This window comes from Blautia liquoris (assembly GCF_015159595.1).
Classification (GTDB): domain Bacteria; phylum Bacillota; class Clostridia; order Lachnospirales; family Lachnospiraceae; genus Novisyntrophococcus; species Novisyntrophococcus liquoris.
The window spans coordinates 1,276,308-1,298,278 of record NZ_CP063304.1 but is presented as its reverse complement, the minus strand read 5'-3'; the positions used below and the strand labels follow the sequence as shown (position 1 = coordinate 1,298,278).

Annotated in this window: 23 protein-coding genes; 1 reads left to right on the top strand and 22 read right to left on the bottom strand. The window is 42.6% G+C overall.

Annotated features, from left to right (window positions below):
• Positions 1 to 83: 83 nt before the first annotated feature.
• The 15 genes from INP51_RS05855 to pta all read right to left on the bottom strand — a co-directional run bounded on the left by INP51_RS05855 (position 84) and on the right by pta (position 13,306).
• On the bottom strand, positions 84 to 314 hold the full coding sequence (locus INP51_RS05855; protein WP_193736789.1) for a KH domain-containing protein: 231 nt from the start codon (positions 312 to 314) through the stop codon (positions 84 to 86).
• Positions 315 to 339: 25 nt separating this feature from the next.
• Positions 340 to 585 (bottom strand): 30S ribosomal protein S16, encoded by a 246-nt coding sequence (gene rpsP, locus INP51_RS05850; RefSeq protein ID WP_193736788.1) that lies wholly within the window; start codon positions 583 to 585, stop codon positions 340 to 342.
• Positions 586 to 631: 46 nt separating this feature from the next.
• A complete protein-coding gene (ffh, locus tag INP51_RS05845) occupies positions 632 to 1,978 on the bottom strand; it encodes a signal recognition particle protein (protein ID WP_193736787.1) in 1,347 nt (448 codons plus the stop codon).
• Between the two features lie 3 nt (positions 1,979 to 1,981).
• On the bottom strand, positions 1,982 to 2,317 hold the full coding sequence (gene ylxM, locus INP51_RS05840; protein ID WP_193736786.1) for a YlxM family DNA-binding protein: 336 nt from the start codon (positions 2,315 to 2,317) through the stop codon (positions 1,982 to 1,984).
• 68 nt (positions 2,318 to 2,385) lie between these two features.
• A complete protein-coding gene (gene ftsY, locus INP51_RS05835) occupies positions 2,386 to 3,324 on the bottom strand; it encodes a signal recognition particle-docking protein FtsY (protein ID WP_193736785.1) in 939 nt (312 codons plus the stop codon).
• Positions 3,325 to 3,342: 18 nt separating this feature from the next.
• Positions 3,343 to 6,903 (bottom strand): chromosome segregation protein SMC, encoded by a 3,561-nt coding sequence (gene smc, locus INP51_RS05830; RefSeq protein ID WP_193736784.1) that lies wholly within the window; start codon positions 6,901 to 6,903, stop codon positions 3,343 to 3,345.
• Between the two features lie 3 nt (positions 6,904 to 6,906).
• Positions 6,907 to 7,602 (bottom strand): ribonuclease III, encoded by a 696-nt coding sequence (gene rnc / locus INP51_RS05825; RefSeq protein ID WP_193736783.1) that lies wholly within the window; start codon positions 7,600 to 7,602, stop codon positions 6,907 to 6,909.
• Between the two features lie 94 nt (positions 7,603 to 7,696).
• Entirely contained in the window at positions 7,697 to 7,927 is a 231-nt protein-coding gene (acpP, locus tag INP51_RS05820; protein ID WP_193736782.1) for an acyl carrier protein, read from the bottom strand.
• A 2-nt stretch (positions 7,928 to 7,929) separates the two neighbouring features.
• Positions 7,930 to 8,955: a phosphate acyltransferase PlsX gene (plsX, locus tag INP51_RS05815; RefSeq protein WP_193736781.1), complete on the bottom strand. Its 1,026-nt coding sequence runs from the start codon at positions 8,953 to 8,955 to the stop codon at positions 7,930 to 7,932.
• Positions 8,956 to 8,977: 22 nt separating this feature from the next.
• Positions 8,978 to 9,730, bottom strand: a complete 753-nt coding sequence (locus tag INP51_RS05810; protein WP_193736780.1) for a hypothetical protein — start codon at positions 9,728 to 9,730, stop codon at positions 8,978 to 8,980.
• A 17-nt stretch (positions 9,731 to 9,747) separates the two neighbouring features.
• Entirely contained in the window at positions 9,748 to 10,218 is a 471-nt protein-coding gene (locus INP51_RS05805; protein WP_193736779.1) for a methylglyoxal synthase, read from the bottom strand.
• A 101-nt stretch (positions 10,219 to 10,319) separates the two neighbouring features.
• Entirely contained in the window at positions 10,320 to 10,499 is a 180-nt protein-coding gene (gene rpmF, locus INP51_RS05800; RefSeq protein ID WP_193736778.1) for a 50S ribosomal protein L32, read from the bottom strand.
• Positions 10,500 to 10,501: 2 nt separating this feature from the next.
• Positions 10,502 to 11,029: a YceD family protein gene (locus tag INP51_RS05795; RefSeq protein ID WP_193736777.1), complete on the bottom strand. Its 528-nt coding sequence runs from the start codon at positions 11,027 to 11,029 to the stop codon at positions 10,502 to 10,504.
• A gap of 51 nt (positions 11,030 to 11,080) precedes the next feature.
• Complete coding sequence (locus INP51_RS05790; RefSeq protein WP_193736776.1) at positions 11,081 to 12,289, bottom strand: acetate/propionate family kinase; 1,209 nt, start codon at positions 12,287 to 12,289, stop codon at positions 11,081 to 11,083.
• A gap of 21 nt (positions 12,290 to 12,310) precedes the next feature.
• On the bottom strand, positions 12,311 to 13,306 hold the full coding sequence (gene pta, locus INP51_RS05785) for a phosphate acetyltransferase (RefSeq protein ID WP_193736775.1): 996 nt from the start codon (positions 13,304 to 13,306) through the stop codon (positions 12,311 to 12,313).
• A gap of 205 nt (positions 13,307 to 13,511) precedes the next feature.
• Here pta and INP51_RS05780 point away from each other — a divergent pair, with 205 nt between their 5' ends.
• A complete protein-coding gene (locus tag INP51_RS05780) occupies positions 13,512 to 14,726 on the top strand; it encodes a nucleotidyltransferase (protein ID WP_193736774.1) in 1,215 nt (404 codons plus the stop codon).
• On the opposite strand, the gene INP51_RS05775 is transcribed toward INP51_RS05780, so the two are convergent.
• From INP51_RS05775 to INP51_RS05745, 7 genes are all read right to left on the bottom strand, one after another.
• Entirely contained in the window at positions 14,716 to 16,080 is a 1,365-nt protein-coding gene (locus INP51_RS05775; RefSeq protein ID WP_193736773.1) for a PFL family protein, read from the bottom strand. The genes INP51_RS05780 and INP51_RS05775 overlap by 11 nt on opposite strands.
• 11 nt (positions 16,081 to 16,091) lie before the next feature.
• Positions 16,092 to 16,364 (bottom strand): ACT domain-containing protein, encoded by a 273-nt coding sequence (locus INP51_RS05770; protein ID WP_193736772.1) that lies wholly within the window; start codon positions 16,362 to 16,364, stop codon positions 16,092 to 16,094.
• 37 nt (positions 16,365 to 16,401) lie between these two features.
• Positions 16,402 to 17,199: an MBL fold metallo-hydrolase gene (locus tag INP51_RS05765; RefSeq protein ID WP_193736771.1), complete on the bottom strand. Its 798-nt coding sequence runs from the start codon at positions 17,197 to 17,199 to the stop codon at positions 16,402 to 16,404.
• Positions 17,186 to 17,785: a dephospho-CoA kinase gene (gene coaE / locus INP51_RS05760; protein ID WP_193736770.1), complete on the bottom strand. Its 600-nt coding sequence runs from the start codon at positions 17,783 to 17,785 to the stop codon at positions 17,186 to 17,188. Before coaE ends, INP51_RS05765 begins: the two co-directional genes overlap by 14 nt.
• Positions 17,786 to 17,800: 15 nt before the next feature.
• The gene (gene polA / locus INP51_RS05755; protein WP_193736769.1) at positions 17,801 to 20,434 is read right to left on the bottom strand and encodes a DNA polymerase I; all 2,634 of its coding nucleotides are present in this window, start codon (positions 20,432 to 20,434) and stop codon (positions 17,801 to 17,803) included.
• 17 nt (positions 20,435 to 20,451) lie between these two features.
• The gene (locus tag INP51_RS05750) at positions 20,452 to 20,781 is read right to left on the bottom strand and encodes a zf-HC2 domain-containing protein (protein WP_193736768.1); all 330 of its coding nucleotides are present in this window, start codon (positions 20,779 to 20,781) and stop codon (positions 20,452 to 20,454) included.
• Positions 20,782 to 20,940: 159 nt separating this feature from the next.
• Positions 20,941 to 21,933 carry a 2-hydroxyacid dehydrogenase gene (locus INP51_RS05745; RefSeq protein ID WP_193737256.1) on the bottom strand — a complete coding sequence of 331 codons (993 nt, stop codon included), beginning with the start codon at positions 21,931 to 21,933 and terminating at the stop codon, positions 20,941 to 20,943.
• Between the last annotated feature and the right edge of the window lie 38 nt (positions 21,934 to 21,971).

The window sequence follows — 21,971 nt, the reverse complement described above, 5'->3', positions numbered from 1 at the left end:
CTCCGGATAACACAATACCCCCAAAAGAAAAGATCAACTACCTGTTCTTTTGGGGGTATTGACTATATCATAATCATACCCAATTACTCTACTATTTCTACTACGACTTTCTTATCGCTTTTGGAAGAAGCAGCCTTCACTACTGAACGGATTGCTTTCGCGATCCGACCCTGCCTTCCGATTACTTTACCCATATCAGAAGATGCTACCTTCAATTCTACCAATACGGAATCCCCGCTTTCGGTCTCGGTAACGACCACTTCGTCCGGATTCTCAACCAGAGATTTTGCAATTACTTCTACTAATTCTTTCATTACAAAGTTACCTCCGAACCGTATTTTATTTCTCAATACCAGCAATTTTAAAGAGCTTTCCAACCACCTCGGTAGGCTGTGCGCCATTCGCAAGCCATTTCTTAGCTGCTTCTTCATTCACGTTGTATACGCTGGGATCTGCACTTGGATCATATGTTCCGATTTCTTCGATAAATCTACCGTCTCTCGGAGATCTGGAATCCGCTACAACAATTCTATAGAAAGGAGCCTTTTTCTGTCCCATTCTTTTCAAACGAATCTTTACTGCCATCTTATTCACCTCCCTGTGAAAAATATATATTGAGAACAAACAACCTTTAAAACGGCAGTTTGAAACCTCCGTGTTTTCTGCTTTTCTTTCCCATCATGCCAGGCACTTGTTTCATCATCTTTCTGGCCTGATCAAACTGTTTGATAAAACGATTTACCTCTATAATCGGAAGGCCTGCACCTTTCGCAATTCTGGCTTTTCTCGATGGGTTAATCAAATCAGGATTGGTTCTTTCCTTTGGTGTCATTGAATAGATAATCGCTTCTTTTCTCGCAAGATCTTTCTCATCGATAGCTCCTTCAATATCCTGCATCTTACCGCTCATACCCGGAAACATGCTTAAAACATTACCTATCCCGCCCATCTTTTTCATCTGATTCATACTTTCCAGATAATCATCAAAACCGAACTGAGCTTTCTTAAATTTCTGCTCCATTTCTTTGGCTTTTTCCTGGTCTATGCTGCTTTCAGCCTTTTCAATCAGGCTCATAACATCACCCATACCAAGAATACGGGAAGCCATTCGATCCGGATAGAATTGCTCCAGATCCGAGAGTTTTTCACCCATACCAACATAAAGAATGGGTTTCCCGCTGATCGCCTTAATGGATAATGCGGCACCACCTCTAGTATCGCCATCCAGTTTCGTCAATACAACCCCGTCGATTCCAACTTTTTCATGAAACGACTCAGATACGTTTACAGCATCCTGACCAGTCATGGCATCCACTACCAATATTGTCTGATCAACCTGAATTGCATCCTTGATATCTGTCAACTCCTGCATCATATCTTCATCGATATGAAGACGTCCGGCTGTATCTAAAATTACAACATTAAAGTTATTCTTCTTTGCATGCTCTATTGCGGCCTTTGCGATGTCCACAGGTTTTTGTTTATCCCCCATGGAGAAAACCTCCACACCTTGTTTCTCGCCATTAAGCTGAAGCTGTGTGATCGCCGCGGGCCTGTATACATCACAGGCGGCAAGCAGCGGCTTTCTGCCTTTTTCTTTCAGCTTTCCGGCAATCTTGGCCGTGGTTGTCGTCTTTCCGGCACCTTGAAGACCCACCATCATAATGACAGTAACTTCATTTCCCGGGCGGAGTGCAATTTCTGTTGTCTCACTTCCCATGAGTTTAATTAATTCATCATTTACAATCTTGATGACCATCTGTCCGGGATTCAATCCATTCATGACATCGGCACCAATTGCACGCTCCTGTACCGCTTTAATAAATTGCTTCACCACTTTAAAGTTTACGTCGGCCTCAAGCAGTGCCATCTTGACTTCCTTCATGGCTGTCTTTACATCGGACTCAGTCAGTCTGCCTTTTCCTCTAAGGTTTCTGAATACATTCTGCAGTTTATCCGTTAAGCTTTCAAATGCCATCTATTACAATTCCTCCAGAATATCAGTAGATATCTCTTCAATTTGGCGCATCACTTCGGTCTGCGCACCACTATGTGTCAGTTCTCGGATTTGATTCACATGTTCCTTAATATGAACAAATTTTTCAACCAGATGTAATTTGTCTTCATATCCCTCTAGAATCTTATTGCACCGCCGAACCATGTCAGATACGCCCTGCCGGCTGATACCAGATGCCTGGGCGACTTCGCTGATGGAATAATCATTCAGAACTACTTCCTCATAGACCTGACGCTGATGTTTCGTCAGCAACTCACCGTAAAAATCATATAACAATGCCTGTTCAATCAACTTATTCATGAAACATCACCTTTAGCATAATACATCAGATATCAAACCTTGTCAAGTGTTTTCTCTTGACACTCCTGTTAATTTTCTGTTGGTACGTCAAATAATGCATTTACAAACTCATCGGAATCGAATTTCTGCAGATCTTCGATTTCCTCACCGACCCCGATATATTTCACGGGAATATCAAGCTCGGATTCAATTGCCACAGCGATTCCACCTTTTGCCGTTCCGTCTAGTTTTGTCAGGATGATACCGTTTATGTTTGCAACTTCATTAAACTGGCGTGCCTGTACCAACGCATTCTGCCCGGTTGTGCCATCCAGAACGACAAGAGTCTCCAGATATGCCTCCGGATATTCTTTTCCAATAATACGGTAAATCTTGTTTAACTCTTCCATCAAATTTTTTTTATTGTGCAGGCGGCCTGCTGTATCACAGAGCAGAATATCTGCATTTCTCGCCTTCGCAGCTGCAACCGCATCATATACAACCGAGGCAGGATCCGCACCACTTTGTCCGCCGATCATCTCAACCTCGGCCCGTTTTGCCCACTGACTGAGCTGCTCACCCGCTGCTGCCCGGTAAGTATCCGCAGCAGCGAGAACCACCTTCTTGCCCTGATCTTTTAATTTTCCAGCCAATTTCCCCACAGATGTGGTTTTTCCAACACCATTCACACCGATCACGAGAACAACAGATTTTCTGTTTTCGAATTCATAGGCAGTGTCTCCCACTGCCATCTGTTTTTTGATGCTGTCAATCAAAAGTTGTTTACACTTTGATGGTTCTTTAATGTGCTGCTCATGCACCTCTTTTTTTAGGTTATCAATAATTGCCGTTGTAGTGTTAATTCCAATATCTCCCATGACCAGAATTTCCTCTATTTCGTCATAGAAATCGTCATCAATACTGGAAAATCCAAGGAATATAGAATCTATTCCAGATACAATACTGTCCCTGGTCTTTGATAGTCCATTAACCAGTCGTTTAAAAAAGCCTACTCTTTCTTCAGGCATATGTTACTCCTCCCGCTATTACTCATCCAATTCATTTTCAATCAGATTGACAGAAACCAGGGTTGATACGCCCTTCTCCTGCATCGTAATCCCATAAAGTCGATCCGCTGCATTCATGGTTCCTCTCCTGTGTGTTATAATAATAAATTGTGTGTTTTTTGTCAACTTGTGAAGATACTTTGCAAACCTCGTGACATTCGAATCATCAAGCGCAGCCTCAATCTCGTCAAGAAGGCAGAAGGGGGATGGTTTCAGATTCTGAATTGCAAATAAAAGGGCGATGGCCGTCAAAGCCTTTTCACCGCCGGATAGCTGCATCATATTCTGAAGTTTTTTCCCGGGTGGCTGACTGATAATCCGTATTCCTGATTCCAAGACATCTTCCTCTTCAGTCAGTTCAAGAATTCCCTTCCCGCCGCCAAACAATTCTTTGAACGCCTTATCGAATTCAACCCTGATCTCCTGAAACTTTTCACTGAATTGTTTACGCATTCCTGTATCCAGTTCTTCGACAATTCCCCTAAGTGTTTCCGCAGCCTTTACGAGATCCGTATGTTGATTTTCAAGAAATTCGTGTCTTTGTTTCACTTCTTTAAAATCTTCAATTGCATTCACATTGACAGATCCCAGTTTTTTGATCGCTTCCTTTATCTCAGAAACTAATTTCTTAATCTTTACCGGTTCCTGATCCTTGTCTGAACGCAATTTCTCGGCATGGACGGGAGTAATCTCATATTCCTCCCACATATAATTGATCCGACCATCTTTGGCCTCTTCCAGTTTCTCCTTTTGTGTATTCAAACGATAACACTCTTTATCCATCCTGCTGATATCCGAGGATAATTCCTCCCTTTGTTTAAAAAAGGTTTTATGTGTGGCATTCAGAGTTTCTTTTTTCTTCAGGAATTTCTGAATCTTTTCACGGTTCTCTACATCCGTCTGTACCGCGAATTCGATTGTCTCTCGAATTTTTTGTATATCGGTCTCTTTTCTGAGGGCATCATTTGATTCTTCTTCAATCGTTTTCTTTACCTGAGATTCTTCATCCAGAAAACGTCGTATCTCTTCATCCAGTCGTTTTAGATTCTCCGAAAGGAATTCATCTTTTTGCTTCAGATTCGCATATTCGAGTCTGATCGATTCAAGAGAATGACTCTTGTCCCTTTCTATCTTGGAATCGGCATCAAGTTTATCCTGAAGTGTCAAAATCGAGGCATTCAGCTCACTCTCTCTATGTTTCGATGCATCCAGTTCTTCCTCAATTGCACGCTTATTTCTTCCAATTTCCTCTATCTGGGATTCAATCTCCATGGATTCTTTTGAAATGCCGTCAAATCCATTTCGAATATCAAGTGTTTTTTCTCTGGCCTGACTAATACTCATCTTAATAGTATTTTGCCTAAGATACAGGTGCTGCAATTCTTCGTTTTTTTCTGTCCGCAAATCTCTCAGGCGATTTCTCTCATTTTTATTGTCACTGACAGATTTTAGGCTACTATCCAGCTCCTCCTTAAGCGCTTTCACGCTGGAATCAAGTTCCTCAATCTCACGCCTTCTTCCGAGGAGATTGCTGTTATTTCGAAATGCACCACCAGACATAGATCCCCCCGGACTAAGTAGTTCTCCTTCCAGAGTTACCATTCGAAAAGAATGATGATACTTTCTCCCTAGAGCAATCGCATGATCAATATGATCCACAATCAGGGTCCGCCCGAGCAAATGACTGCACAAGCCTTCATAGACAGGATCATATTCTACCAAGTCTTTGGCAACTCCTATGACTCCAGACTCATGCAGTGCAGATTCCCCCTGAAATCTCTGGTTTTTATTCATACTGGTAAGCGGCAGGAATGTAGCACGTCCGAAACGTCCCCTTTTTAGATATTCAATCAGATATTTTGCAGTATTTTCATTATCTGTAACAATATTTTGAATGCTTCCTCCAAGTGCTGTCTCAAGTGCTGTCTCATATTTTTTCCGTGTTCGGAACAGATCCGCCACAACACCATGGATTCCAGGATTTTTTTCCTTCAATTCCATGATTTTTTTTATGCTGTTTCCATATCCGTCGTATCTCTCGGTGATGTTTCGCAGCGATTCCAGCCGAGACGCTTCTCTGTGAAAAGTCATCTGTCCGATCTCCAACTGTCGGTTTTGTTCTGTCAGTTCTTTTTGAATGGCAGAAATCTTATGTTCAATCTCCTCATATTCTTTTTTCTTCTGTTTTACTTGTACTTCGAGATTTTCATAATCCGAATTCAGGGCATCTAAGGTCGAAACCTGCTGGCCTTCATCACTCTTCAGGCGAAAAAGTCTCTGATTCAACTGTGCCTTTCGGATAGAAGTCTGTTCCAGCATGGCATCAAATCTTTGAATTTTTCCTTTGATGGACCCTCTTTGATTCAAAATGCCGATGATCTCAGCCTTTTCATTTTCTATCTCACACCGGCACTCCTCCATCCTTGTGCGAAGACTCCTTAAGATTCCTTCCTCTGTTTCCTTTCTCTGATGCACATTTTCTAACGAAGCATTCAACTGTCCCTGATCCTTTTGATGTTCTTCTTTCGATTGATTTCTCTTTTTTATCTCCTCAAGAATAGTCTCCATTCTTTCTTTATCATGTTCAACATTTACCTGGGAGTTATGTATCTGCTCTTTTAAAAGTTCAATCTGATTTTCCAGATGCTGTTTCGTCAATGCATCCTGACTGGACTGATCTCTGGCAGAAGAAATCCTTTCATCAAGATCCTCTAGCTCATGTTCTAACTTTTCGTATTCCTGCTTTGTTTTCTCAAAATTATGTTTTGACTTATCTAACTGGCTGGAAGCAGCCTCATATTTTGATGTAATTTCAAGAATCTGCGTTTCTATATTTTTCATCTCAATCAGAAACAGATTCACTTCCTGCTGTTTAAGTTCTTCCTTCTTTTTCAGATAAATTCTAGCCGATTCCGACTGCTTCTCAAGTGGTTCAAGCTGTCTGGACAGCTCTGACAGGATATCGGTTACACGCACGAGATTCTGTTGTTCTTCTTCCAGCTTTTTAAGCGTGGTGGCCTTTCTCTTTTTGAATTTAACGATACCTGCCGCTTCATCGAACAGTTCTCTTCTTTCTTCCGGTTTTCCTGAGAGTATCTTATCAATCTGCCCCTGTCCGATGATAGAATACCCCTCTTTGCCAATACCGGTGTCATAAAACAATTCATAAATGTCCTTCAAGCGGCAGGTTGAGCCATTCAACAAATATTCACTCTCTCCCGACCTATACAGACGCCGGGTTACCGTGACTTCTTCAAAATCGATATTTAGTTTATGATCGGAGTTATCAAGGGTGATAGCAACAGAAGCATATCCCAGAGGTCTTCTTGCTTCCGTTCCCGAGAAAATAACGTCCTGCATATTCCCGCCTCTCAGTTGTTTTGCACTTTGCTCACCGAGAACCCATCTGACCGCATCACCAACATTACTCTTTCCACTTCCATTAGGCCCTACAATGCCCGTAATTCCTTCATGAAATTCAAGTACAATTTTATTGGCAAAAGACTTAAAGCCCTGCATTTCAATCGATTTTAAATACATAAGTCACCTACTTTTTTTAATTTTACAGATTGCATCATAAGCCGCCTGTTGTTCTGCCGCTTTCTTTGTTTTTCCGGATCCCTCGCCAATTTTTTCTGTTTCTATCAGAACTGCCGCATCAAAGCTTTTGTTATGATCTGGTCCTTTTTCCCCTGTAATCACGTAGGTGACATCACCTTCTTTTTCACCTTGAATAATTTCCTGAAGGATAGTTTTGCTATCATAAAAGAGCTGTTTGTGTTCAACATCATCCAAAACATGAGCCAGAATGAACTCTTTTGCATTAGCAAAACCACCATCCAAAAAGATAGCTCCGATAATAGATTCAAAAGCATCTGATGTCACGGAATCTCTGTTTCTTCCCCCTGTGGCCTCCTCACCTTTTCCCAAAAGGAGAAAACTTCCGAGGTCAATCTCTCTGGCATCGTATGCTAATGTCGGTTCACAGACCAGACTGGCCCGCATCTTTGTCAACTCACCTTCTGGCTTATCCGGATACATATTATACAAAAATTCTGAAGACACAACCTCTAAAACAGCATCTCCCAAAAACTCCAGTCTCTCATTGCATTCTAATCTGCTCATCTTATGTTCATTTGTATAGGAACTATGTCTCATCGCCATTTCGAGAAGACTAAAGTCCAAAAAACGATATTCAATTCTTTTTTCTAATTCTTTTAAACGGTCTGTTTTATTCATACAACCTCCTGTGATAATATCATGCTGTCAGACCCTGACACCACGTAACAGGCTGTTCCAACATGATGCTCTTGAAACAGCCTGCCCATTGCTTTCAGCTAATTGCTTTTTTTATCTGTGAGGCGGCATCGCCGACAGTTACAATCTTTTCTGCGTCGTCATTGGATATCTCAATATCGAATTCTTCCTCTATCCCCATAATAATCTGGAAGATATCCAGTGAATCTGCTCCCAGATCGTTGACGAATGTGGTACTCATAGTAATCTCCTCCGTATCCACATTCAGGACATCCGCTATGATTTTAACTAACTTTTCAAATTCCATTACTAATCCTTTCCACCAGCAGCACCATCGGTAATGTGCTCCTCAATTTTCTCGTTGATATGTTCATTCTTAAACTGGATGCATTGTAAGATTGAATTCTTAAATTCCATTGCTTTCGAGCTTCCATGAGTCTTGACTACCAGACCCTTCAGGCCGAGAAGCGGTGCCCCGCCATATCTGCTGGCATCAAAAGTCTTAAGTGTCTCCTTCAGTGCAGGCTTTACGAGAAGTCCGCCTGCCTTACCCCGAAGAGTCGTCATCATCCCTTCTTTTACCTTTTTGATCAAGGTTGAACCGACTCCCTCATAAAGTTTCAAGATCACATTTCCGACAAATGCTTCACACACAATCACATCAGCTGTTCCTTTTGGGATATCTCTTGCTTCTATGCTTCCAATAAAGTTAATATTTCGGTTGGCTTTTAACATCGGAAAAGTCTCTTTCACGAGTGCATTTCCTTTTTCTTCTTCTGCTCCGATATTGACAATTGCAACCTTCGGATTCTTCACACCAATAACATTTTCCATATAGATAGAACCCATGGATGCAAACTGACACAGATGTTCCGGTCGTGCATCGACATTCGCTCCACAGTCGATGAGCAGAGAAACACCGTTCTCAGTTGGAATCAGCGGCGCCAGGGGCGGACGTTTTACGCCTTTAATTCTGCCGATAATCACTTGACCCCCCACAAGAATCGCACCGCTGCTTCCCGCTGATACCAGAGCATCTGCCTCCTGATGTCTCACCATATTCATGGACTTGACAAGAGAGGAATCCTTTTTTAAACGGATTGCCTTTACAGGTGCCTCTCCCGTCTCGATGACTTCTGTTGCATCTACAATTTCAATTCTGTCCTTTGGATAGCTAAACTTGTCCAGTTCCTGTTTAACTGTTTTGTGTGGGCCAATCAGGAAAATATAGATATCCTCATTTTGATTAACAGCATCCACAGCCCCTTTTACCGGTTCTGCCGGTGCATAGTCCCCGCCCATAGCGTCAACTGCAACCTTTACTTTTTCACCCATAATCGTACCTGCTTTTCTTCTATTATTGTGCAGGATCCTGTTCCTCTGCCTGCTTTTTATCTTCTGATTTTCCGTCCGACCCGATCTTAAATCCATCAACCTCAGTATCTTTAGCCAGATTCCCATCGGGATTCATGTAGAACCAGGATCCTTCAGGATCCTCATACCATCCGACCTTCATGTTTCCATTTTCATCGAAGAAATAGTGTTTCCCCTCGATATCTTTCCATGCATTCGTGACAAATGATCCATCATGAAGCTGATATTTCTTAAGTCCTCCGTCCTCAACCCAATTGCCTTCCGGGAGAACCTGCACCTCAACAGTAGTGCTTGTTGCCCTTGAAATGGTATCATTCTTAGTGTTGGCAGCCACAGCAAAATAATACTTTATTCCTTCCTCGGAAGTGTCCGGAACATAAGTGTTCTGAGTTTGTCCTTGAATCTGTTCTCCGCCGCCGTTCGAATTCACATTATTAGAATACCACTGATATGACACGGTACCTCCGTCACTTACCGAAGCCTCCACCGTTAATGGTTCGGCCTGTGTGCCAATGACGTATTGAACCTGTCCTTCAAGATTCGTAGTAAAATTCGGTTTCTCCAGAGAATCATCTACTTGCTTTATATCTTTTTTTTCTGTACTGTCAGACTCTTCTATTATCTTGTCTGTATCCCCAGTCACCTTATCCGTTAATTTCGATGAACAGCCCGACAAAGTGAATACTACAGCCAGGCATAGTGCCGTCAGTGTACTTTTGTATCTTTTTTTCATCATTCAAACGCCCCTTACTTTTATAAACTTTTGGCTCGATCTGATACATTCTTTTTAAAGTTAATCACCTCATGGTCATACGTTGTTTTCATGAACTTAGACTGTATCATAAAATCAGCAGTCGCCTTGTTTACAGCCATCGGAATATCGTAAACCTGCGCGATACGCATCAATGCTTTTACATCGGGATCATGTGGTTGTGCCGTAAGCGGATCTGAAAAAAACACAACAAAATCAATCCTTCCTTCAACGATTTTAGCTCCAACCTGCTGATCACCGCCAAGAGGTCCACTGTTATATGCTCTGACCGTAAGCCCTGTCTGATCCGTGATCATCCTGGCTGTTGTACCGGTCCCGCACAGGTTATGCTGCTTTAGCAGTTCCTTATTCTTCTGGCACCAGTCAATAAGCTTGACCTTTTCATTATCGTGAGCAATAAGAGCAATATTTTTCTTCTTTCCAATGGTAAATGTAATATAATCTTCTTTCATCGTCTTGTCTCCTTGCAATGTTTAGAAGTGCATAACAATCTGTGTATCACGTTGTATAGTAAAAAGGACTTCCCGCTTCCGGAAAGCCCTCAAACTTCTCACTAGTCCACAGAGATGATTTCTTTTTTATTATATGTTCCACAAGCTTTGCATACTCTGTGAGGCATCATAAGCTCTCCACATTTACTGCATTTTACAAGGTTCGGAGCAGACATTTTCCAGTTTGCTCTTCTCTTGTCTCTTCTTGCTTTTGATGATTTATTCTTTGGACAGATGGACATAATTACACCTCCTTAAACTTGCTGAATATATCTTTTAATGCAGCCATTCGCGGGTCTAACTCTTCTCTGTCACAACCACAATCGCCAAGATTTAAGTTGGCGCCGCAGCGGCTGCAGATTCCCTTGCAGTCCTTTTTACATAGAACACGAATCGGCCAGTTGATTAAGAGTTCATTCGCCACCAGTTGGTCAACATTCAGATGACCCTTTTCAATAAAGTTATACTCTTCCTCCGACTCTTCCATCTCTTCGGCAGAAAGTTTCATATCAACACTACGTTCTATAGAAAGAGGGAAATCATATTTCACATCTTCCAGGCATCTCGCACATGGAAGCACTGCAGATACTTTCCCCTGAAGCTGAATCAATAAAACACTGTCTCCGGAATTCGTTACCGTAAGCTCCACCGGATCAGCTGCCAGAACGGGAAACTGTTCTCCCTGAACAGTAATCTCTGTTAAATCCAGTTTTGTATCCTGTTGCATGGTGTATCCCTCATGGAAGATCACCTTAGATAATTCAACCAGCATAACTCTCTCCTAATCATACTTTATAGATTATACCTATTCACAGATAGCTTGTCAAGCATTTTTCTGCTGCTCTACCAGTTTAACTGTCTCTTTGCAGATCTGAATTTCTTCATTTGTAGGAATCACACAAACTGTAATTCTGGATTCCGGTTTTGTAATAACTGTCTCTTTCGCATTGGCATGTTCATTCGCCTCATCATCGAACATAAGTCCCATAAACTCAAAGGCTTTGCAGATCTCCCGGCGAAGCGGTATACCATGTTCGCCAAGTCCTGCTGTAAACGTGATAACATCTACGCCTCCCATAGCTGCAATATAGGAACCAATGTACTTGATAACCCTGTAATAATATGCTTCAAGGCAGTTAATCGCCTCCTTATTTCCCATTTCCGCAGCTTCAGACACATCACGATAATCACTGGAGATTCCGGTCATACCAAGCATACCGGATTTTTTATTTAGTATCGTAAGTGTTTCCGAAGGAGTCAGATGCTCTTTGTTACAGAGATATTCTACCACGGTGGGATCAATATCACCGGATCTTGTACCCATGATCAGACCTTCCAGAGGGGTCAGCCCCATAGATGTATCTACGCAGACACCGCCGTTTACCGCTGAAAGCGAAGCGCCATTGCCCAGATGGCATACGATGGTCTTCAGATCTTTGACATCCTTCCCGAGAAACTCAGCTGTTCTTTGGGAAACATATTTATGGGAGGTTCCGTGGAAACCATATTTTCGAATCGCATACTTCTCATAATACTCCTTTGGTATCCCATACATATAAGCCTTTGGAGGCATTGTCTGATGGAAAGCCGTATCGAAAACGGCCACTTCCGGCACACCAGGCATCAGCTTCATGCATGCACTAATTCCCATAAGGTTTGCCGGATTATGGAGTGGTCCCAGATCCGCACATTCTTCGATAACTTTGATCACCTCATCATTGATGATAACAGGCTGAGTAATCTTCATTCCTCCATGAAGGACACGATGTCCGACCGCATCCACTTCTTTTAAAGACTCAATAACACCAGTTTTGTTATTGACGAGTGCATCGAGCACCATGGAAATAGCTTCTACATGAGTCGGCATGGGAGCATCTGTCACTTCTTTTTCTCCATTTTTCGGTTCATATACCAGACGTCCGTCAATACCAATACGCTCGCAAATTCCTTTTGCGAGAACATCCTGTTTATCATTATTAATCAGCTGGAATTTCAAAGATGAACTTCCACAGTTTACTACTAATACATTCATTTGTAATCAATCCTCCGCTTTTTACTGATTCTGAGCCTGTACAGCTGTGATCGCAACAACACCCACGATATCCTGTGCAGAACACCCACGTGAAAGATCGTTAACCGGTGCAGCTATTCCCTGTGTCAGAGGACCATAAGCTTCTGCATTTCCAAGTCTTTGAACCAACTTGTAACCAATATTTCCTGCATCGAGATTCGGGAATATCAAGACATTCGCATTTCCTGCGACCTTACTTTTCGGTGCTTTTGACTTCCCAACTTCGGGAACAATAGCCGCATCAAGCTGAAGTTCCCCATCAAGTGTGAGATCTGGATAAGATTCTTTCGCACGCTTAGTCGCCTCGGCAACTTTATCCACATCCGCATGTTTTGCACTTCCCATTGTCGAATAAGAAAGCATGGCAACTTTTGGGTCCTTTCCGGTCAGCAGTCTGAAAGAATCGGCAGATGCACCCGCAATAGCTGCCAACTCTTCCGAGTTCGGGTTCTGATTCAGGCCACAGTCCGAGAATACAAACAGACCATCTTCTCCGTACTCACAATCAGGCACATCCATCAGGAAAAAAGCAGAAACCAGCTTTGTGCCTGGTTTAGTCTTCAGAATCTGAAGACAGGGACGCAATGTGTTCGCAGTTGAATGACAAGCTCCAGACACCAGTCCGTCTGCATCACCCATCTTAACCATCATTACGCCGTAATAGGTGTAGTCATTTAAAATTGTCTCTTTTGCTTTTTCCGGGGTCATTCCCTTCTTTGAACGAAGTTCTACAACCTTGTCAATATAAGACTGTGTCTTTTCATAAGTTTCAGGATCGACAAATTCAGCCTTGGACAGATCAAGTCCTGTGCTCCCCTTCTCAATCTCGTCTTTAGATCCGATAAGAATAATATTGGCAAGATCCTCCTTTAAGATCTGATCTGCCGCTTCCAGAGTTCTTCTGTCTTCTGTCTCAGGCAGCACAATGGTCTTCTTGTCCTCTCTTGCTTTTTCTTTAATTGTATCAATAAATTCCATGTTTCATGTATCCTTTCCGCCCCGAAGGGGTTTTTTTATCCATTGTTTCTATTATATTACTTAAAGCTATAGACCTCAAGGTCTTTTCGCCTTTTTTATAAAAATATGAAAATGTCGAAAAAGCCTTGTGTTTACGGTATTTCTGTTATAATATCAGTTAAGTAACTTTGTTCTTTTTTGCATACACTTACTCAGGAGGTACCAGTTGACAGTTACAGGAATCATAGCAGAATATAACCCTTTTCACAATGGACATGCATATCAGATGGAACAGGCCCGCAAGATGACGGGTGCGGACTACCTCGTCATCGTCATGAGCGGAGATTATGTACAAAGAGGTACTCCTGCTATCATAGAAAAACATCTGAGGGCAAAAATGGCTCTGAATTGCGGTGCCGATCTCGTCCTTGAACTTCCTGTCCGCTATGCTACATCCAGTGCCAGAGATTTTGCAAAAGGAGCAGTATCTATACTGAATGACCTTGGAGTTGTCGATTATCTCTGTTTCGGAAGTGAGCACGGAAGCATTAGTCCTTTTCTTGAGATCGCCGATATTGTAAACAAAGAGCCAAACTGTTACAAGACGATACTAAAAGAAGAGCAGAAAAAAGGTTGTTCCTATCCCGCAGCCCATCAAAAAGCCCTACAGAGAGCTTACGCTTTTACTTATCCAAACAGAGAGTCAGACTTATCCACAGAGTTTCTCTGTGCGCCAAATAATATACTTGGCATTGAATATATCCGAGCATTAAAGGAGCTGAACAGCTCCATCATCCCTTGTACAGTCCATCGAACATCAAATAATTACCATTCCATTGAAACAGACTCTAAGTATGCCTCTGCAACTGCTATCCGCAGGCTGCTTCTGGAAAAAAAATCGAAACACCTAAAAGATCTGGTCCCTCATAACACACTGACAGATCTCATGGACTGCCTGAAAAACAATAGTTTCATGACTGAAGATGACTATTCCCTGCTTTTAAAATACTCTTTGCTGCAGCACACGGCAGATCAGCTGACCTCATATCTTGATTTTCCGAAAAGTCTCGCAAACAGGGCCGTGGGATCTCTTTCGGATTTTCAGAGCTTTTCGCAATTTTCCGCCCTTTTAAAAACTAGAGATATCACCCGGACACGGATTAACCGCTCTTTGCTGCACGCCATCCTCAACATCGATCAAAGAGAGCATACGCCGTCTTTTTTGAGAATGCTAGGGTTTCGGCGCGATGCAGTCCCTCTGCTCACAGCAATAAAAAAATCCTCGAGACGTCCTCTTGTAGGAAAACTTGCCGATTCCCCGCTTGAAACCTATTACGAAGATTTGTTTGCAAGTAATCTCTATCATTCTGTCGCTGCCATAAAATCCTGTCAAGCCACCTGTGATGAGAGAAGTATTCCTCTGGTCATCATCAATTCTTAAAGCTGTGAACCGGAGCGGGTATCCTGCCTTTTCTGCTGATAAACTTTTCACATGAAAAACGATTCACCGGCATAATAGGAGCATATCCCAAAAGGCCGCCAAACTCAACCATATCTCCAATACCCTTTCCGATCACAGGGATCAGACGAACAGCTGTGGTTTTCTGATTGATCATTCCGATAGCCATCTCATCTGCTGTGATTCCGGAAAGTGTTGCAGCCGATGTATCCCCCGGAAGCGCAATCATATCCAATCCCACGGAACAGACGCAGGTCATCGCCTCCAGTTTTTCTATCGTAAGGGCACCTGCATTTACCGCATCAATCATTCCCTGATCCTCACTGACCGGGATGAATGCACCGCTTAACCCTCCCACGTAAGAGGATGCCATAACACCACCCTTTTTCACCTGATCATTCAAAAGTGCAAGTGCCGCTGTTGTACCGGGAGCTCCGACAGCCTCCAGCCCGATCTCCTCAAGAATTTCTGCCACAGAATCGCCTATTGCCGGTGTCGGGGCCAGAGAGAGATCCACAATTCCAAATGGAACTCCAAGACGTCTGGATGCTTCCCCTGCGACAAGTTGTCCGACACGTGTCACTTTAAAAGCAGTCTTCTTAATCGTCTCACAGAGCACTTCAAAGTCTTCACCTCTTACCTTTTCCAGCGCATGCTTTACCACTCCGGGACCGGAGACACCGACATTGATCACAGCATCGGCCTCTGTTACCCCGTGAAAGGCACCGGCCATAAAAGGATTATCGTCCGGAGCGTTGCAAAACACAACCAATTTGGCACATCCCATGCAGTTTTCATCTTTTGTGGCGTAGGCTGTTTCTTTAATTATTTTACCCATCAGCCGTACTGCATCCATATTGATGCCTGTCTTTGTAGATCCTACATTGACAGACGCACAGACATTTTCAGTCTTTGCCATGGCCTCAGGAATAGAGCGGATAAGGTTTTCTTCTGCCGGGGTCATTCCTTTCGATACCAGTGCCGAATATCCTCCTATAAAATTGACACCGACCTCGTGCGCAGCACAGTCGAGGGTTTTTGCAATCGTGACAAAGTCCTCAGGCCTTTTGCACGCGGCTGCCCCGACAAGGGCGATCGGAGTCACAGATATTCGTTTGTTCACAACAGGAATCCCATACTGTGCGGTAATCTCGTCTCCAGTACTTACCAGCTTTCTGGCATATGTGATAATTTTATGATAAATCTTTTCGTTTACTTTCGTAAGATCAGAATCGATGCAATCCAAAAGGCTGATACCCATTGTGATCGTTCTCACATCCAGATTTTCTTCTGAGATCATGTGATTCGTCTCATTGACTTCAAGCATATTAATCATAGAAAAACCCCCTATATTCTGTGCATCATATCGAAGATCTCCTCATGTTGGCACAGAATCGTGACACCAATATTATCTCCGATCTCTTTTAACTCTGAGGATATCGTCTGAAAATCTTTCGAAGACGAGGAAGTATCGACAATCATCATCATATTAAAGAAACCTTGTATAATTGTCTGTGTGATATCTTCAATATTTACGTTAACAGATGCCAGATAGGAACACACCTTTGCTATGATACCTACTGTATCTTTTCCCACAACACTAATTATTGTTCTTTTCATCTTATTGTTCTCCCGAATAAAATTATACATACGATTCTCAGACAGTAACTGGTTTTGATACTTCTTCTCTTTTTGCCACCTGAATATGAAAATCTTTTGATTTGTATGGATTGTCTCCCATCGTCACTTCTGAGCAGACCGTCTCAAATGCCAGCGCCTCATAGTTGTTCTCCCTGCTCAGGTGCCCAAGCATGATCTCCTTCATCCCGTCATGAAGTAACTTACATAACAATTGTCCTGCACTGCAGTTAGAAAGATGACCTTTATCACTCAGAATTCGCTGTTTCAGATAATAAGGATAACTTCCGACCTGAAGCATATTGACATCATGATTTGCCTCCAGCAGCAGTGCATCCAGTCCCTGCAGATGACGGATAATATATTCATCGTATTTTCCAAGGTCCGTTGCGATGCCGACAGAACTGTTGTTGTGACTGATTCTGTATCCAACCGGTTCCACTGCATCATGAGAAATTGTAAAGGGATCGATATTAAGATCTCCAATTTTGAAAGCTTCATCCGCCCTCACTTCCCTGAAGATACTGTCAGGAAATTTCCCCAGGCTGCTGCATCCAAGAATAGCATCAATTGTTCCTACTGTCGCGTAAATCGGAAGATGAAGTTTTCTTGCAAGCACACCCAGACCTTTGATATGGTCTGAATGCTCATGTGTGATCAAAATTCCATCCAGATCTCTTCCCGTAAACCCAATCGTATTAAGTCCATTTTCAACGCGTTTTCCGCTGATCCCGGCATCAATTAAGACACTTGTCGAATCACTTCCGGCAAAGATACAGTTTCCGCTGCTCCCACTTGCTATACTACAAAGTTTCATATGTATGTAACCTCGAATCTATCTGTTTTATGGTGTCCGCCAGATCACCACTGTTGTTGATTTCAAAATCGCAGTGGCTGGAAAATTCTACCTCCGAAAGCTGACTTTTCATGATCTCATCAATCTTCTGACTCGCATAAAGTCTGTCCTGAACCAGCCGTTTTCTTCGAACCGGTTCATCCGCATAGATATACCACAATTCATCGCAGATTTCGTCGTAATGATCCTCAATCAAAAGTGCAGCCTCGATTAAAAAAAGAGGTGTCCCGGCCTGTCTTTCTCTCTCTATCGACTCGAGAACATATTGTTTGACCGCGGGATGCACTATCTGATTGATCTGTGTTCGAATGACATCATCATGGAAAATGACGGATGCAATTCTTTCCCTGTCCAGATCTCCTGACTGATCCGTAAATCCAGGCCCCAGCAGTTTCATCACTGCCGGATAGCATGCTCCACCCGGCTGCATCAGAAGATGCGCCGCCTCATCTGCCTGGACAACAGCAGCTTCATAATGTCTGCCAATATAATTTAAAACTTCGCTTTTTCCGGATCCTACACCTCCGGTGATGCCTATAACTTTCATCTTCTTTGCATCCTCCTAATGTGCATCATACCAGTCTTTTCCCGTATGCATATCAACCTCAAGCGCCACTGCAAGATCAGCTGCACCTGTCATCTCCTCTTTCAAAAGTGCCGAAACGTCTTTCACTTCAGTTTCCGGTGCCTCAATAAGAAGTTCATCGTGAACCTGAAGCAGTAGTTTGGACTTGTATCCCTCGTTTTTTAATCGTTCATTCACACGGATCATTGCAATTTTTATAATATCAGCCGCCGTCCCCTGAATCGGAGCGTTCATCGCAACGCGTTCGCCAAAAGACCGCTGCATAAAATTACTTGATTTTAACTCTGGAATAGGTCTTCTTCGTCCGAACTTGGTCGTAACATATCCGTCTTCTTTCGCCGTTTTTACCTTCTCATCCAGAAATTCTTTTATCTTGGGATAGTTTTTAAAATAATCCTCAATGTACTGTGAAGCTTCCTTTCGGGAGATATTCAAATCCTGACTCAGCCCAAAGGAACTGATACCATACACAATTCCAAAATTAACCGCTTTTGCGTTTCTTCTCTGCAATGGGGTTACCTCACCAAAGGGAACATGAAAAACCTTTGAAGCCGTCATTCTGTGAATATCTTTCTCTTCGCGGTAAGCTTCAATCAGGTTCTCATCCGCTGAGAGGGATGCAAGAACACGGAGCTCAATTTGGGAATAGTCCGCATCAATAAACAAACATCCGTCTTTTGGTATGAAGACCTTCCGGATCATCTTACCCAACTCCATGCGGATTGGTATGTTCTGCAGATTGGGTTCTGTGCTGCTGATACGGCCGGTTGCTGTTATTGTCTGGTTAAATGTAGAATGAATTCTATCATCCGCTCCAATATAACCTGCCAGTCCATCCGCATACGTAGATTTCAGTTTCGTCATCTGTCTGTATTCCAGTATGTCGTTTACAATCGGGGCACTTGGGGCCATCTTTTCCAGTATATCAGCAGCCGTAGAATATCCGGTCTTCGTCTTTCTTCCCCCGGGAAGTTGTAATTTTTCAAAAAGAACTACCCCCAATTGTTTGGGCGAATTGATATTGAACTTCTCACCAGCCTGCTGATAGATCGACTGTTCTAATTCATCAATGCGAAGTTTCAGCTTATCCCCATACTCTTTTAATGATTGTGCATCGACACGCATGCCCGCCTGTTCCATATCATATAAAGTAAATGCCAACGGTATCTCAATTCTGGTATATAATTCATACATATTGAGATCTTTCAGCATTTTTTCAAGTGGATCCCTGGAACAGTATACGCTGTAGGCCATATTTCCTGCGTAAGCAGCAAGAATATCCATCGACACCGTTCCAAGTTTCGGCAGTTTACTCTTGCCGAATAAATCTTCTACGGTCGCAAGCATCTCACCTGCGAATTCCTTTGCAATATCATCATACGTATACTTTGCTTTCAGGGGATTAATAAGATAAGCCGCAATCTGTGCATCGAATACATTTTTCTGTTTTGCTGCTCTTGTAAATTTAAGAGCCTCTTTGAGATCCAGCACTGAAACTATATCGCATTTTGAGAAAAGAAGATCCAGCTTCTCTTTTAAGTACTCCTCTTCTAAAAGATCTCCCACCGGAGCGTAATATACCTCTTCTCTTCCAAAAGAGATACCAATACCCCAAAGCTTTTCCTGAATAATCAGTGAAATGCCGACCGTACCGTGATCACAGGCACTCTGAATAATTTTCCCCAGTTTGTCTTTATTTCGAATGATTTCTGTCTCAAGCGGCTTCTCTGAAACCGCAGTTTCTTCATCAAACCGCGTCAGCAGATTTTTAAAATCAAGCCTGCGAAAAATCTCGTATGCCTCAGGTGTATAAAAATTTGTCATTCGGGCACTTTCGATATCAAAATCAATCGGACAATCCGTACAGATCGTTGCGAGCTCTTTTGAAAGCTTAGCCATATCATAATGTTCTTTCAGGGAGTTTTTTGCCTTATTCGGTCTGATATCCTCCACATGTTCATGAGCATTTTCAATATTCTGATATTCCAGTAGGATCTTTGTCGCCGTTTTTTCACCTACTCCCGGAATTCCAGGAATATTATCAGAGGCGTCACCCATCAGTGCCTTCAGTTCAATAATCTGATATGGCAGCAGCTGATATTTGGCAACCACATCACCCGCATGATAATCTTCTATGGTAGTCTGACCAAATCTAGTCTTAGGGATTCGTATCATCGTGTGATCTGTGGCCAGCTGAAGCAAGTCCCGGTCTCCTGACACAATTGTGACTTCCATCCCGCCTGTCTCACACTTCGCTGCAAGGGTTCCTAAGATATCATCAGCCTCATACCCCTCTTTTGTCACAATTGTCACTCCCATCGCTTTCAGAACTTCCTTCATCAGGGGTACCTGCTCTGCAAGCTCACCCGGCATAGGTTTTCTCGTCCCTTTATATTCGGCATAGCGATTGTGGCGGAACGTAGGAACATTGAGATCAAATGCCACAGTCAGATACTGCGGATGCTCCTCCTCAAGTATCTTAAACAAAATGTTTAAAAAGCCATATACCGCATTCGTATGAATGCCCTCTGAGTTTGACAGATTCGGCACGCCATAGAATGCCCGGTTCAAAATACTATGTCCATCTATTAATACAATTTTTTCGCTCATTAAATCGATACCTTTCTTTATGCGTTAAACCAATGGATCGTCAGTATTACATCCAGAATTAAAAATGTCAGGATAAATACCACAAGGAAGATGATTCTATGTTTTCTCCTGCGAAGTTGATTTTCTTTTTCGTTCAAATCCTTTTCCAGGAGATCCTTAATATCATAAGATACATCCGCATTTTCGTCAAATACCTGTGTGGCCAGACTTACGATCACATAAGTTTCCAGCTCCTCATAACACTGCGAACATGCACGGACGTGAAAGATAAAACGCTTTAACTCTTTCGGTTTCAGATAATTGTTCAGAAAGTCAGGAATCATCTGCTGACACTCTTTACAGGTCATAAACTCTCCTTTCTTGCTTCGATACTGGTATCATCATACACCATAATGAAGCTGTGGTAAATAGCATGCATGCAAGAAATCTCTGAATATAGAAAAGATGCGTATCCGAAAGTTAAGTTTTCCTGATACGCATCTTTATAAATTTGAAGTTCATTTATCTCAAGCTGTAACTTCATTTCCTGATTCGGATCCTCGTTCAAAGGCTCTGGCATTATCCAGAGTCGTTTTCGCTATGGCCGTCAGTGCTTCTTTTGTAAAGAACCCCTGATGGGAAGTAATCATAACATTGGGGAAGGACAGCAGCCTTGCGGTTGTGGAATGCTGCAATATGTCATTGGAACGATCTTCAAAGACGTTTGTTGCCTCTTCTTCATAGACATCAAGACCGACGCCAAAGAACTTCCTCGCCCGAATTCCCTCGATCAGTTCATCTGTTTTAACCAGTGCTCCCCTGGAAGTGTTGACCAGAATAACTCCATCTTTCATCTTGGCAATCGCACTGCGGTTTATCATATGACGTGTCTTATCCGTAAGTGGGCAGTGGAGTGAAATCAAATCACTTTTCTTAAGTAAATCGTTGAGGGATGTATAAGTTACAAACGATTTCAGTTCCTGATTTTCATAGACATCATAAGCAATAACTTTCATGCCAAATCCATGACAGATTTTAGCCATTGCTGCTCCGATTCTTCCGGTTCCCACGATTCCAGCTGTCTTACCGTGAAAATTCACCCCCATCAGTCCTTGCAGGCTGAAGTCATTTTCTCTTACTTTAACATAGGCTTTGTGAAGTCTGCGGTTCACACCAAGTGCCAGAGCCATCGCATGCTCCGCAACTGCCTCAGGTGAATAGCCCGGTACACGCAGCACCTTAATATTATATTCTTCTGCCGCATTTAGATCTACATTGTTAAATCCTGCACAACGCATCAAAACCAGCTTTACCCCCGCCTTATGCAGTACCTGTATGGTTTTTTTACCCACATCGGAGCTGACAAACGCACAAACCGCGTCATATCCCGATGCCAGAGCTGCAGTAATCGGATCGAGATCTGCATCGAAATATTTAATCTGAATATCAGAATACTGACTCAAAACATGATCGAAAGACTCTCTGTCGTAACTCTTTGTATCGTAAAATAGTATTTTTATCATCGGCCATCCTCCTCCATGACATAACCAATCAATTA